We start from the raw sequence: 13,699 nt of genomic DNA on the forward strand, positions 1-13,699 counted from the left end.
ATGAATCAAAAAAAGCAACAAGCAGCCCCGATACTTTCTTTGCATTGATCAGCATTAACGATGCTAACGGCGACGCAGTTTTTACAAGGGAAAAAGTTGAAGTTTTTGAGCAAGAGGAAAAATATATAACCGAAGAAATAATACTTAAATCAGGAAGTTACAACTTAACTGAATTTATCTTGACTAATGCCGATAATATAGTAATTGCCATGACTCCCAAGGCAAATTCGGCTTTGTCTAAATCAGCTCAAAATACATTGCCATTTAGTTTTAATGTAAAAGAAGAAAAACTGACTATTACATCTACAGAAAATATAAGTACGGAGGGGTATACTGAGGCAGATTTTGGATATGAAAAGTTAGATATAGACTTCCCGGAAGCTACAGATTTTTTCAGCCTGATTGTTGATGAATCAATCACAACCACGACAAAGACTATTGTTATAAAATCAATTGTAAATTCAAATTTTAAAATAGATTGGGGAGATGGAACTACTGATGATTATTTTTCTGTAATAAGCAATACTACAGAAGATAGTGAACAAAACCATACCTATACAACCAAGGGGGTTTATACCATAAAAATAAGTGGGCCGCTAGAAGCCATACAAGAGTTAAGATTTAATTGCAATGACAGGCAAAACGATTATCAAAGTAATTTAATTTCGGCAGACATAAGTAAGTTAAGCTTGCTTAATTATTGTGAATTTTATGCCGGCAAACTTACCACCTTAAATACCTCGAAGAATCCTGCTCTAGAACAATTATCGTTAGGATACAATCAAATAACCAATTTGAACTTTGAGAACAATCTTAAATTAAAAAATGTGTTCCTAAGGTATAATCAATTAGCTGATATTGATGTTTCTAAAAATTTAGACTTAGAGTTTTTATGGGTAACCGGAAATTCTATTTCCAGTTTAAACATTTCTAATAATACAAACTTAAAAGTATTATTAGCTCGCGAAAATCAATTAAACACTTTAGACCTATCAAAAAATTTAAGCTTAAAAAGAATTGATCTATCTGATAATAAATTAAAAGAGTTAGATATTTCAAAAAACACAAGTTTAGAAGAAATAAACATTGGGAGAAATTTACTGACCGGCATTGATGTTTCAAAGAATACGGGGCTTATACGTATTGATTTATATGGAAATCAAATAGCTGCTATTGATTTATCGCTAAATGTTAAATTAAAAAACCTATATATAGACAACAATCTTTTAAATGACATAGATTTATCTAAAAATCCAGAGATAAACCGTTTAATTATTGAGAATAATAATCTTACAGCGTTAGATATCACCAATAATCCTAAAATTTTTGATCTTCATATTGGCGGAAATCAATTTAGCGACACTCAACTTGATGAATTAATATCCCTAGTTTATGACCGAGCAGTCTTAAATTCAATTTTTGATGGTTATATAGATTTTAACAACAACCCTGGTTCTAATACCATAAATAGTACCACCACCGAGAAAATAAATGAACTAATGACTACTTATAATTGGTCTTTCAATAATAACTAGGCCAGTGTTTTAAAAATGGGGAGGCAATTTCTAGAATATTCAATTCATCAACCGGTAATCATTAGGTGAAGCCCCTGTAATTTTCTTAAACATTTTACTAAAGTGTTGCGGGTACTTAAAACCAAGTTCATAGGCTATTTCAGAAATACTTTTAGATGGATCGAAAATACGCTCCTTGGCAATACTAATTAGCTTTAATTGAATATGCTCCTGCGGTGACTTACCTGTTTCTTTTTTAATCATATCCCCAAATAATTAGGAGAAATAAATAGTTGTTCAGCATAATAAGCTACAGACGGCAATCCCAGCTTTTCAGGCTTCTCCGAATGGAAATAATCATTAAGTAACTTTTCAAAACGGACTATAATATCTTGGTTTGCATTGGTTCGGGTAATAAACTGCCTGTCGTAAAACCGCACACAATAATTTAAGAATAATTCCATATTAGAAATAACCAGACTCTTGGTATGTTTGTCTATAAGTTGCTTCAATTCATGGTTGATTTTTGTAAATATATCTTTAATCATGTCTCTTTCGGGCACCGAAAGATGCAAAGCCTCGCTTACTTCATAATTAAAAAATGTATATTCCTGTATACGCTGTCCAAGGGCGGTTCCAAGAATAAAATCGGGATGGAAAACCAAAGCAATTCCTTTAGGTTGATAATACTCGGCTTTGTTTTCGCCAATTACCTGTCCAGGGGCAAGAAAAACAAGTGTTCCTTCTTCATAATCGTAATAATTGCAGCCATAGCGAAGATCGCCACATTTTATTTCCTTGAAGAAAATTACATAAAAATTATAACGAAAACGGGTAAATTGTCTCGGTTCAGCTTTCGATAGGTCAATAATACCCACAAGCGGATGCAGTGCTTCGTTATTGTTAAAATCGCAGTATTGTTTTATGGTGTCGAAAGTGATAATACCGTCCATTTTTTTGTAATTTTTTGTTAAATATAATACTTGTTATTCATTAAAAATCAAATATATACCTTAAAAAGTAATCTGTATTAGTATAACAGTAATTGGTATACATGAATAGCCTTCATGACTTCGGATATTTGTAACAAGTACTAAGAATTAGTTTTAAAGTACAAACATAAATTAAATAAATCATGCACATACCTATAGTTTTCTCAGCCTTTTCTTTTTTATTTTTTACAGTAGGGGTTATAAACCCTGTAAATGCTTCAGAAGGAATGTGGTTTCGAGAAACACTTACCGAAAAAGATAAATCGTTGATATTGGTAGCATCCTACACGGCCAATGGCAACTTAAAAAAACTAGAAAGCGCTCTAAATGATGGACTTGATAATGGATGGACCGTAAATGAGCTAAAGGAGGCCATTGTACATTTATATGCATATTGTGGGTTTCCGCGTAGCATAAGAGGCCTTCAAACTTTTATTATCGTGCTTGACGACAGAAAGGCAAAAGGGATTAAAGATGTATGGGGGCCGAAAGCATCCCCAATAAAAGATGAACGAGCTAAATACGACAGGGGAAAAGCAAACCTTGACAAATTGGTGGGCACAAAACTGGATGGGCCAAAAAAGGGATATGCCCAGTTTTCTCCAGAAATTGAAGTATTTTTAAAAGAACATTTGTTTGCCGATATTTTTGAGCGTGATGTGCTTACCTATAAAGAAAGGGAATTGGTAACCATCTCTGTTATTGCAAGTATACAAAAGGCCGAGCCCATGTTGCGCTCGCACATGAATATCTGTTTGATACAAGGCTGGACAGAAGCTCAGCTTCATGATTTTACTAAAGTAATTAAGCATCGTGTTGGAAAGCAAGAAGGAAATGATGCCCAAACTGTATTGAATGAATTATTACAATCAAAAAATAAGCAGTAAACGGGTTTATTGCCATTCATCAGCAACCCAAAAATTATAGAACCATGAAAGTCCAATTCGTTTTAATTATAAGTTTTTTAATAGGGTTAAGATCCTGTACGGATACAAAAAATAAAAATTCAAAAAACACATTATCGCTCTATCCAAAAGGAGAAAAAATAAACAATAGCAACTTTGTCGGGACTGCTTATTTAAACAGGCTTGGTAATGGCAGATAGCATTAATAAAAACAGTGTTGGAAATGTAACTTTTGAACCCGGTGCCCGATCTAATTGGCACATGCATCCAAGTGGACAAATTTTGTTGGCAACCGGAGGTGTTGGGTATTATCAGGAAAAAGGAAGCCCCAAACGAATATTACGCAAAGGAGATGTTGTAAAATGTCCTGCCAATATTCCGCATTGGCACGGTGCAAGTGCAGAAAATGAGTTTGTACAAATTGCTATTACTGGAAGGGAAAAAGGCCCCACGAAATGGTTGAAACCTGTTACCGATGAAGAATATGCAACTGGCAATAAATAATTAAAATATAAAACGATGAAAAAAAGAATGTTGGGAAATAGCAGGTTAGAAGTGTCTGCATTAGGACTGGGTTGTATGGGGTTAACTTTTGGATATGATCCGGCTACCGATAAAAAACAAGCAATTAAGCTTATACGCGAAGCTTACGAACAGGGAGTTACTTTTTTTGACACCGCTGAAGCTTATGGCGCCGCCAATGAACAATTGGTAGGGGAGGCATTGGAACCTTTTCGAAAAGAGGTGGTGATAGCTACTAAATTCGGATTTAAAAACGGCGATTCCGGTCAAGGCCAGGACAGCCGTCCGGAACGGATTCGCGAGGTAGCCGAAAAATCGCTCAAACATTTAAAAACAGATGTTATCGATTTATTTTACCAACACCGGGTAGACACCAATGTGCCTATGGAAGATGTTGCCGGAACTGTAAAAGACCTTATTAAAGAAGGAAGGTAAAACACTTTGGGCTTTCGGAAGCCGGAGTAAATTCCATACGCAAAGCACACGCCGTACAACCGGTAACGGCATTGCAAAGCGAGTATTCGTTATGGTGGCGCGAACCCGAAAAAGAAATTATACCAACATTGGAAGAACTGGGCATTGGTTTTGTACCCTTTAGTCCGCTTGGAAAAGGGTTTTTAACAGGGAAAATCAATGCGGATACCGAATTTGATAAAACCGATTTTAGAAATATCGTTCCGCGCTTTAGCGAAGAAAACCGCAAAGCAAATCAGGCACTGGTAAATGTATTGGGAGAAATAGCAGCCCATAAAAATGCCACGCCAGCACAAATAGCCTTAGGTTGGCTGTTGGCGCAAAAGCCATGGATAGCTCCCATTCCCGGAACCACAAAACTACATAGGTTAACAGAAAACATAGGTGCGGCATCTATTAATTTATCGCTTACAGAATTATTGGAAATAGATAGTGCCTTTGCAAAAATAAAAGTACAGGGCGAGCGCTACCCCAAACATTTACAAGAACGCGTAGGAAAATAATTAACTAACAATTGAAACAGATGAAACATTTATTATTAATAGCAATGTGTATTGCTTCAACCACTCAAATAAGAGCTCAAGAAACCCCTATTTTTTCAAAAGGAGAAAAAGCCCCCAATGTGCACCATACGGGAGATGTATGGCTCAATCATATAAGCAGTGCCAACAATACCCATAACTACAATGTAGTTGTTGCCACTTTTGCGTCCAATGCCAAATTGGACTGGCATGTGCATCCGGGCGGACAACAGTTGTTAATTACCGAAGGAACCGGATATTATCAGGAGCGAAACAAACCAGTGCAAATAGTAAAACAAGGCGATGTAATTAATTGCGATCCAGGGGTAGAACACTGGCATGCGTCAACCCCAACCACATCTTTTGCATATTTGGCTGTAACGGCCAATCAACCTACACAATGGTTGGAAAGTATTTCCGAAGAAACGTATCAAAATATAAATGTCACCTCGGTTTCCAGAGAAGAAATCAAAGAACTTTCTAAAAAGAAATGGCAATGGATGGCCGATAAAAATGTAAAGGAATTAACCAAACTTTTCCATAAAGACGCACAATTTGTACACATGGGAGGCGCTTGGGGAACAGATAGAGAACTTGCCATTATAGAAAGTGGCGGTATATGGTATAAAAAGGCAGACATCCATGAAGTAAACGTGGATGTAATAGGAGATACGGCAATTCTTTTAAACCGCATTACCCTGTTGGCAGAAGTAGGGGGTAACGAAGTAACCAATCCTTTTATGGTAACCGAGGTTTATAAAAAGCAAAATGGCAGCTGGAAATTGGCCAATTTATCTTTTGTTAAACTACTTACAAATAATGAATAAAACATTCAAAATATATTTTCTTTTACTAATAATAATCACTCCTGTGTTTTATTGTAGTTGTAATGCCCAAGAATCAAAAAAAGAAAACACTTTAATTGTTTACCTCTCGCGTACCAATAACACCAAGGCACTGGCAGAAATCATTCAAAAAAAAGTAGGAGGGGAGCTGGTGGCCATTGATCTGGAAAAACCTTACCCAGAAGACTATAAAGCCATAGTGGCACAAGTAGCAGAAGAAAACCAATCGGGTTACCTGCCGCCATTAAAAACGCAAATAGACAATTTTAACGCATACAACACTGTATTTGTAGGATTTCCTACTTGGGGCATGCAGCTACCACCGCCAATAAAGAGTTTTTTACATCAATATGATATGAGTGGTAAAACCGTAATTCCTTTCAATACCAATGCCGGTTATGGCTTTGGCAATAGTTTTGAAACTGTATACAGCATGTGCCCAAATGCAACAATCTTAAAAGGGTTTTCGACTAAAGGGGGGATTGAAAGGGACGGCATTTATTTTGTAATGGAGGGCGCCAAGAAAACAAAAGTCGAAGAAGAAGTTATAAAATGGTTACGGCAACTAAAGTTATACTAGATGAAGGGCAGTAATTACCATACAGGCACAAGCATAGCAAACCAGCGTATTTCGAATAGCTTCTTTGTCCTTTTAAACAATGAGTTTTCTAACAAGGAGCTTAAAAACAGCCCTCGGTTAAAGACCCCTGGCGATTTTGCAAAACAACTAAACATCCATGTAAACCATTTAAACCGCGTATTAAAACAGACGGCACAAAAAACAACCAGTCAATTAATAAAAGAAAAGGTTTTAAAAGAAGCCAAATACCTATTAAAAGAAAAACATTGGAACATTGCCGAGATTGCATATGCTCTGGGCTTTAAAGAAGCCACACATTTCAGCAATTTTTTCAAGAAACATGCCCGTATAACGCCACAGGGTTTTAGAAAATGTTTGAATGTTGTATGTTATTGTTTGATGGATGTTTGTTTTTAGCTTCAAAAGAACATTGCAAAATATTTGAATTTCTTAACTTTGCAGTATGAAAAGTAAAAGTGTTCGTTCGGTTTCAGTATATAATAATGAGCTTAAATTAAAAGGGTTTAATGTTTTTCAGATAGAAAAAGACGGTAATGCCACTAAAATATATAGCAGAAAAGACTTCTACAAAATATGCTTAACAACAGGTAAAAGTAGAATACACTACGCCAACCGAACTTACGAACAAGAAGGTACAGTATTGTTTTTTGGCAATCCACACATTCCATACTCATGGGAAACCATTTCTACCACTTATGTGGGCTATACCTGTCTATTTTCTGAAGAGTTTTTAAAACTGTCCGACCGTTCTGAAAGCATATTACAATCGCCTTTATTTAAAATCGATGGAACACCAATTCTAAAAATAACGGTTGAACAACGAGACTTTCTTAACGAAATATTTAAAAAAATGATCGATGAGCAGGCTTCCGATTATACTTTTAAAGACGATTTAATACGCAATTACATTCATTTAATTATTCATGAAGCCTTAAAAATGGAACCCTCCAAAAATGTAAATCATCATGGGAATGCTGCTTCTCGATTGGCAGCAGTTTTTTTGGAACTTTTAGAAAGACAATTCCCTATTGAAAGTGCAGATCATCCTTTAAAATTAAGAACAGCCAAAGATTATGCTACAGCATTATCGGTGCATGCCAATTACTTAAATCGTGCTGTAAAAGAAGTTACCGGAAAGCCCACATCTACACACATATCGGAGCGTATTGTACAAGAAGCCAAAGCCTTATTACAACATACAAACTGGAATATTGGCGAAATTGCTTATTCGCTTGGTTTTGAGTACACTACTTATTTTAATAATTTTATTAAAAAACACACCAATACAACCCCTAAAACCATTAGAGCGTAGCCCTTATAGGTTTGAATTTCTTATCTTTTAGTTCGATAATCTTTAACAGTACAGCAATAATGGTAACTACCTTTGCTTGTATTAACAAACTAAAAGAGCATGAAAGCACCAACATCCAAAAATACTTATAACGAAACTATTTTTAAGCGACTACAAGCAGGCATTCCCATTCCTATGGACGATCCTGAATACAGTGTAATTAGTGCCACGGTAAATAAAACCATGCAGCTTTCTAATAAACTCAATACTAGCAACAATGTAGCCGATGCCCGTAAATACCTTAGCGAAATTATAGGTGCTCCCATAGATGAAAGTACTACTGTTTTTACACCTTTTTATACCAATTTGGGCAATCAAATAATTTTGGGTAAAAATGTATTTGTAAATCATGCATGTAGCTTTTTAGACTTGGGAGGTATTGTTATAGAAGACAACGTAATGATAGGCCCGCGGGTAAACATAACATCAGAGAATCATCCGGTAACCATAAACAATCGAAAAACATTAATTCCAAGCAAAGTAATTATTAAACAAAACGCGTGGATTGGAGCAGGAGCTACCATACTTCCCGGCGTTACTGTTGGAACAAATGCAGTAGTTGCTGCCGGTGCTGTAGTAAATAAAGATGTACCACCCAACACTGTTGTTGGCGGTATCCCTGCAAAAGTTATTAAAACCATACAATAAACAATACATTATGAGAACACTATTGGTAACATTTACGCTTTCATTAGTAATAATGGGCTGTAAAGAGCAAAAACCCACACCATTAACAAGCATTTTTCCGGAAGGAACAAAAGGAGCTGCTAAATATTTTACAGGCAATGCCTATAATACAGGTTTAGTTGCCAACGATACTACACTTACCACAGTAGTAGGTAATGTGTATTTTGAACCCGAAGCCCGAAGCAACTGGCACACACACCCGGCTGGACAAATCTTAATAATTACCGATGGTATTGGGTACCATCAAATAGAGGGGCAACCAAAACAAACACTTAAAAAGGGTGATGTTGTAAAGTGCCCGTCCAATGTTAGGCATTGGCATGGTGCCAGTCCCAAGGTAGGTTTGCAACAACTATACATCGTTCCAAATACCGAAAAGGGAATTGTTAATTGGATGGAAACAGTAACCAACGAGGTGTATAACCAATAACTTTAAAAAGATATGTCGATAAAAAGTAAATGTTTAACAATAATAATAGCATTCATTATGAGCACTGTAAGTATAGCTCAAGAAAAAGATTACACTTTTAAATTGAGCGACAATGTTACCCGTAAAAAAGTAAGTTTTAAAAATCGTTACGGAATTACATTGGTAGGCGATTTGTACCTTCCAAAAAATAGCAACAACAATCGTTTAGCAGCAATTGCTATAAGTGGCCCATTTGGAGCTGTAAAAGAGCAAGCCTCTGGATTGTATGCCAACCAAATGGCAGCGCGAGGCTTTATAACTTTAGCTTTCGATCCCTCTTATACTGGAGAGAGTAGCGGAGAACCCCGCAATGTAGCATCGCCCGATATTAATACCGAAGATTTTAGTGCAGCCATAGACTTTCTTGGGTTGCACAAAAATGTCGACAGAAATAAGCTTGGTATTATTGGCATATGTGGCTTTGGTGGCTTTGCCTTAAATGCTACAGCTGTAGACAAACGTGTAAAAGCAGTAGCCACTACCAGTATGTACGATATGTCTCGGGTTAATGCCGAAGGATATTTTGGTACTACAACACCAGAACAGCGTACAAAAATGCTGGAAGAAATGAGCCTTCAACGTTGGGAAGATGCAAAGAACGGGACGCCAAAATATCCAGAAAACGGATTGGCACAAACCAACGATAACTCACCACAGTTTGTAAAAGAATATTTCGATTACTACAAGACCGAACGAGGATTTCATGAACGCTCCATAAATTCTAATGCAGCCTGGACAGCTACAAACACATTATCTTTTATGAACATGCCACTTTTAACCTATATAGATGAAATTTCGCCACGCCCGGTATTAATTATAGCAGGAGCAGAAGCACACTCTAAATATTTTAGCGAAGATGCTTATAAAAATGCAAAAGAACCTAAAGAACTGCTAATAATACCCAAAGCTGTGCATACAGATTTATACGACAAAATAAATGTGATTCCTTTTGATAAATTAGAGGCATTTTTTGTTGAAAGCTTAAAGGCTAACTTAGCTATGAATTAAAAATAAGGTGTATGAAAATTATTAAAAATGGCGAACAACCATCGGCAAAAGGCCCCGAAGATTGGTTTACCGGAGCTGTAAGAATAGACCCTTTGTTCTCTAAAACAAATGTAACCAAAGCAGCCGGAGCGCTGGTAACTTTCGAGCCCGGTGCACGAACTGCATGGCATACACATCCGGCAGGGCAAACACTTATAGTTACAGCCGGCGTAGGATGTGTACAGCGAGAAGGAGGGGAGATCGAGAAAATTAAACCTGGCGATGTAATTTGGTTTGAGCCTAACGAAAAGCACTGGCATGGAGCTTCGGCAACCAAAGGAATGAGCCATATTGCTATTCAAGAAGAAGTAAATGGAACAGTAGTAACTTGGATGGAAAAAGTAAGCGATAAGGATTATTTAATGTAAAAACAACACGAATGTTTGAATACTGTAGTTTATGGTTTGATTTGTGTATAGTTTCACTATAAAACAGTAGTATCTTTACAGCAGACAAATAGTTAGCAGTTATGTACAAAATATCTTGTTTATAGTAACTGCACATTTAATGAAAGGAAAGCTGCCCGTTTGGACAGCTTTTTTTGGGGCTCAAAAGCCCGGTAGATACGTTACGGGCTTAACCGCATACGTAGAATAACCATCTGTATAGGTAATATACTGCTCGGGATACGTCCACTAACGTATCTGGACACGTCCGGAACCCCGTCGGATACCGAATAATAAGAATTTTACGTGATATTTTTTAAAATGATTACGATATAGAGTATTAGATTGTTGGATTGCTAGGTGGAGGAGGGGTGGGCTTTTTTTCGATTTTTTTACATATCTTTGTTTAAAATTAATAATAATACTCTTAAAAATGATAGATATAGTTACGGAATATAATAATTATCTTGAAAAACTACCAGAGCTTATTAATAAAACTTATTACAAGGCCGAGTATTTTGTAAGGGCTTTAGGAATTTCACAAGCTACCTATTATAGAAAATTAAGAGAGAACTCATTCACGCCCAAAGAAGTTACTGTACTCACAAAAATACTTTTTCCTAAAGAAACCTATAAACAAGAACTGATGGAAAGTCTACAAGATGCATATAAAGAACTTGAAGAAGGTAAAACGGTAAGTAGTGCAGAAATGCGGGAAATGATGAGGAATCAAATTAAAAACTACCAATAAGGTTTTTTATAATTATTCCAAACGCACAATTAAAACAGTACTTCCCGCTATATCGTATAGTATGCTTATTTGTTTTGCAACTGCTATTTTTCTATAACCAATACTTTCGATGTATACACCTGCATTTGGATGTTTAAGCAACAACTCTTCGACTTGAATTATTTTTTTTTCATAATTAAGAACTACGTCCAAACCCCATTCATCAAATAAAAAAGATATATTTTCAAGATTATCCGCAACAGCTCTATTGCTCCATTTTATATTCATAAATAGAAAAGGTTTTTACGCTACAATAATACGTTAAAAACTTTTATAAAGGTGTCTGCTCGGAGTGCGACAAGCTTTTAGCTTAATATTGACGGACTGAGAGAGGTCAAGGAAAAGGCGTTAATTTCTAAAGTATTTTTATAGTAATGATTTGCACTATAATTTATATTATGTAAAATATAATATTTTAAAACCCCTCCTGTCCATATGGTAATGTTGGTTTTATGCCGTTACATGTTAAATTACATACAAATACAAAACAGATACTAAAAATTCTAAATATATTAGAATGTATATCAAAACCAGCCCGTTGCCATGTCTGTAGAAATTATATATGTATTTTCCGTTTTATTCTTGGTCGTACTATTTTTTGCGCTCGAGGTTTTTCCGGTAGATAAAATTGCATTCTTTACCAGCCCGTTGCCATGTCTGTAGAAATTATATATGTATTTTCCGTTTTATTCTTGGTCGTACTATTTTTTGCGCTCGAGGTTTTTCCGGTAGATAAAATTGCATTCTTTATTATTGTAAGCTTGTTGTTGTTTGGCGTGGTATCTCCCGAAGAAGCCGTTAGCGGCTTTTCCAACAGCGCTACCATTACGGTGCTCTGCCTCATGATTATAGCCATTGCACTGGAACAGAACGGAATTATAAATATTTTGGCAAATGGCCTAAAAAAGCTTAAAGTATTGCCCATTTTATTGCTTATTCCTGCATTTATGGTTATTTCGGGCAGTATTTCGGCTTTTATAAGTACCACGGCGGTAGTTATTGTTTTTATTAAAATCTTGACAGAATTGTCTGCCAAATACAATATCCCGCGCTCCAAATTGCTGTTGCCCATTTCTTTTGCCGGTATTTTGGGCGGTAGCTGTACGTTAATGGGTACTTCTACCAACCTGATTGTTAACTCGGTAGCTGCCAAATTTGGTGCCGAGCGCTTTACTTTTTTCGAATTTTCTCTTTACGGGCTTATTTTTCTGGGCATTGGTATTGTTTTTATTACCCTTACATCTTTTTTACTTCCGTGGGATACTTCTAAAAACTTAAACTCTGAATACGAACTGGATCAATACCTCACCAATGTCGAAATTGGCGACAATTCCAGCCTGATCGATAAAAAAATTGTAGATACCTTTCTGTACAACGATTTGGGCATTACGCTGTTAAAGCTTACCAGGAACGGCATTTCCAATAAATCCCCCGGAAAATACATCACCCTTAAAAAAAACGATAAGCTCCTACTCTCTTGCGATATGGAGAACCTGGTAAAAATAAAAGGTACCGAAGGACTGGTTATAAACGAGTACGATGTTTCTGATGTTTCTGTTGATGATGATATTGAAATAGACCCTCAACAGAATACCATTGTAGAACTGTTGATGCTTCCCGGTGCACCATTATTGCAATATTCTATAGACGAGCTTAAAGGGCGCACTATAAACGGTGCCTTGCCCTTGGCCATTAAACGGCGTAAAAATATTACCAATGTAAAGGATAAATTGCTTAACATAAGCGTAGATAAAATAAAGCTCCGTGTTGGCGACCGCTTGTTGGTGGAAATTCCCGAAGGAAAGCTAAGCGAGCTCTCTACCACCGAAAATATGACCGTTTTGCAGGAACATACATCGTATGCTCAGGTGTCCAAAACAAAAAAAATGCTTACTTTTTGTATCATGCTGGCGGTAATTGGCCTTGCGGCTTCCGGTGTACTTTCTATTCTTGCCAGCTCGCTTACCGGATGCTTTTTGTTGTTGTTCTTTAACTGTATAGAACTTAGCAAGGTTTACCAAAATATTAACTGGGAAATCATTTTCTTGCTTGCCGGGATGATCCCGCTCGGGATAGCCATGAACAACAGCGGTGCCGATGCTTGGGTTTCATCGCATTTACTGGAGCTTATTTCGGGAAAACAGCCCGTAATTATTATTGCGCTCTTATTTTTGTTTACCATGTTGCTAAGCGGGATTATATCCAATAATGCTACCGCAATTATTATGACACCCATTGCCATATCGCTCGCAACGGCCAGCAATTTACCGCTAAAACCGTTTATTTTGGCAGTTTTGTTTTCGGCAAACTTTAGTTTTTTCACTCCTTTGGGGTATCAAACCAATACGCTTATTTACGGTTTGGGGCTTTATAAGTTTAAGCACTTTTTAATTATTGGCGGTATACTGTCCATAATCCTTTGGGTTACTGCTTCCCTCCTTTTGGGGAAAATGATTCCGGGGTAATACAAGATGCATAATTTTTATGTGCATAAACTTCAACTTTTATATTTATGGGGCATCAAAATTGGCATTCACTTAAAATTAATGCAAGTTTTTGTAGAATCAGCTTAATAGTTATAAATTACAAGAACTA

Annotated in this window: 14 protein-coding genes and 2 pseudogenes; 14 read left to right on the forward strand and 2 right to left on the reverse strand. The window is 36.4% G+C overall.

The window, feature by feature from the left end; all coding sequences use genetic code 11:
• Positions 1-44: 44 nt before the first annotated feature.
• The gene (locus UXI14_RS10335; RefSeq protein ID WP_335966070.1) at positions 45-1,535 is read left to right on the forward strand and encodes a hypothetical protein; all 1,491 of its coding nucleotides are present in this window, start codon (positions 45-47) and stop codon (positions 1,533-1,535) included.
• Positions 1,536-1,574: 39 nt separating this feature from the next.
• Here UXI14_RS10335 and UXI14_RS10340 read toward each other — a convergent pair.
• Positions 1,575-2,467 (reverse strand): annotated as a pseudogene (locus UXI14_RS10340) (helix-turn-helix domain-containing protein).
• Between the two features lie 182 nt (positions 2,468-2,649).
• Here UXI14_RS10340 and UXI14_RS10345 point away from each other — a divergent pair.
• The 12 genes and pseudogenes from UXI14_RS10345 to UXI14_RS10400 all read left to right on the forward strand — a co-directional run bounded on the left by UXI14_RS10345 (position 2,650) and on the right by UXI14_RS10400 (position 11,065).
• Complete coding sequence (locus UXI14_RS10345) at positions 2,650-3,393, forward strand: carboxymuconolactone decarboxylase family protein (RefSeq protein ID WP_335966071.1); 744 nt, start codon at positions 2,650-2,652, stop codon at positions 3,391-3,393.
• 207 nt (positions 3,394-3,600) lie between these two features.
• Positions 3,601-3,915 (forward strand): cupin domain-containing protein, encoded by a 315-nt coding sequence (locus tag UXI14_RS10350; protein ID WP_335966072.1) that lies wholly within the window; start codon positions 3,601-3,603, stop codon positions 3,913-3,915.
• Between the two features lie 15 nt (positions 3,916-3,930).
• A pseudogene (locus tag UXI14_RS10355) lies at positions 3,931-4,910 on the forward strand (aldo/keto reductase).
• A 20-nt stretch (positions 4,911-4,930) separates the two neighbouring features.
• On the forward strand, positions 4,931-5,755 hold the full coding sequence (locus UXI14_RS10360; RefSeq protein ID WP_335966073.1) for a DUF4440 domain-containing protein: 825 nt from the start codon (positions 4,931-4,933) through the stop codon (positions 5,753-5,755).
• Positions 5,748-6,353 (forward strand): flavodoxin, encoded by a 606-nt coding sequence (locus UXI14_RS10365; protein ID WP_335966074.1) that lies wholly within the window; start codon positions 5,748-5,750, stop codon positions 6,351-6,353. Before UXI14_RS10360 ends, UXI14_RS10365 begins: the two co-directional genes overlap by 8 nt.
• Complete coding sequence (locus UXI14_RS10370; RefSeq protein WP_335966075.1) at positions 6,354-6,770, forward strand: AraC family transcriptional regulator; 417 nt, start codon at positions 6,354-6,356, stop codon at positions 6,768-6,770.
• A 46-nt stretch (positions 6,771-6,816) separates the two neighbouring features.
• Positions 6,817-7,686, forward strand: a complete 870-nt coding sequence (locus tag UXI14_RS10375) for a helix-turn-helix domain-containing protein (protein ID WP_335966076.1) — start codon at positions 6,817-6,819, stop codon at positions 7,684-7,686.
• Between the two features lie 99 nt (positions 7,687-7,785).
• Entirely contained in the window at positions 7,786-8,373 is a 588-nt protein-coding gene (locus tag UXI14_RS10380; protein WP_335966077.1) for a DapH/DapD/GlmU-related protein, read from the forward strand.
• Positions 8,374-8,383: 10 nt separating this feature from the next.
• A complete protein-coding gene (locus UXI14_RS10385; RefSeq protein WP_335966078.1) occupies positions 8,384-8,842 on the forward strand; it encodes a cupin domain-containing protein in 459 nt (152 codons plus the stop codon).
• A 57-nt stretch (positions 8,843-8,899) separates the two neighbouring features.
• On the forward strand, positions 8,900-9,889 hold the full coding sequence (locus UXI14_RS10390) for an alpha/beta hydrolase (protein WP_335966079.1): 990 nt from the start codon (positions 8,900-8,902) through the stop codon (positions 9,887-9,889).
• Positions 9,890-9,900: 11 nt separating this feature from the next.
• On the forward strand, positions 9,901-10,296 hold the full coding sequence (locus UXI14_RS10395; RefSeq protein WP_335966080.1) for a cupin domain-containing protein: 396 nt from the start codon (positions 9,901-9,903) through the stop codon (positions 10,294-10,296).
• 451 nt (positions 10,297-10,747) lie between these two features.
• Positions 10,748-11,065 carry a hypothetical protein gene (locus tag UXI14_RS10400; protein ID WP_335966081.1) on the forward strand — a complete coding sequence of 106 codons (318 nt, stop codon included), beginning with the start codon at positions 10,748-10,750 and terminating at the stop codon, positions 11,063-11,065.
• A gap of 12 nt (positions 11,066-11,077) precedes the next feature.
• On the opposite strand, the gene UXI14_RS10405 is transcribed toward UXI14_RS10400, so the two are convergent.
• On the reverse strand, positions 11,078-11,332 hold the full coding sequence (locus tag UXI14_RS10405; protein ID WP_335966082.1) for a type II toxin-antitoxin system RelE/ParE family toxin: 255 nt from the start codon (positions 11,330-11,332) through the stop codon (positions 11,078-11,080).
• A 425-nt stretch (positions 11,333-11,757) separates the two neighbouring features.
• Here UXI14_RS10405 and UXI14_RS10410 point away from each other — a divergent pair, with 425 nt between their 5' ends.
• Positions 11,758-13,569, forward strand: a complete 1,812-nt coding sequence (locus tag UXI14_RS10410) for an SLC13 family permease (RefSeq protein ID WP_335966083.1) — start codon at positions 11,758-11,760, stop codon at positions 13,567-13,569.
• Positions 13,570-13,699 lie beyond the last annotated feature (130 nt).

Source organism: Galbibacter sp. PAP.153 (assembly GCF_037029175.1).
Lineage (GTDB): Bacteria > Bacteroidota > Bacteroidia > Flavobacteriales > Flavobacteriaceae > Galbibacter > Galbibacter pacificus.

Coding starts and splice junctions, on each gene's coding strand:
- UXI14_RS10370 (WP_335966075.1), top strand. CDS start 6,354: ATGAAGGGCAGTAATTACCATACAGGCACAAGCATAGCAAACCAGCGT.
- UXI14_RS10385 (WP_335966078.1), top strand. CDS start 8,384: ATGAGAACACTATTGGTAACATTTACGCTTTCATTAGTAATAATGGGC.
- UXI14_RS10360 (WP_335966073.1), top strand. CDS start 4,931: ATGAAACATTTATTATTAATAGCAATGTGTATTGCTTCAACCACTCAA.
- UXI14_RS10380 (WP_335966077.1), top strand. CDS start 7,786: ATGAAAGCACCAACATCCAAAAATACTTATAACGAAACTATTTTTAAG.
- UXI14_RS10375 (WP_335966076.1), top strand. CDS start 6,817: ATGAAAAGTAAAAGTGTTCGTTCGGTTTCAGTATATAATAATGAGCTT.
- UXI14_RS10350 (WP_335966072.1), top strand. CDS start 3,601: ATGGCAGATAGCATTAATAAAAACAGTGTTGGAAATGTAACTTTTGAA.
- UXI14_RS10405 (WP_335966082.1), bottom strand. CDS start 11,332: ATGAATATAAAATGGAGCAATAGAGCTGTTGCGGATAATCTTGAAAAT.
- UXI14_RS10345 (WP_335966071.1), top strand. CDS start 2,650: ATGCACATACCTATAGTTTTCTCAGCCTTTTCTTTTTTATTTTTTACA.
- UXI14_RS10395 (WP_335966080.1), top strand. CDS start 9,901: ATGAAAATTATTAAAAATGGCGAACAACCATCGGCAAAAGGCCCCGAA.
- UXI14_RS10400 (WP_335966081.1), top strand. CDS start 10,748: ATGATAGATATAGTTACGGAATATAATAATTATCTTGAAAAACTACCA.
- UXI14_RS10410 (WP_335966083.1), top strand. CDS start 11,758: ATGTCTGTAGAAATTATATATGTATTTTCCGTTTTATTCTTGGTCGTA.
- UXI14_RS10390 (WP_335966079.1), top strand. CDS start 8,900: ATGAGCACTGTAAGTATAGCTCAAGAAAAAGATTACACTTTTAAATTG.
- UXI14_RS10365 (WP_335966074.1), top strand. CDS start 5,748: ATGAATAAAACATTCAAAATATATTTTCTTTTACTAATAATAATCACT.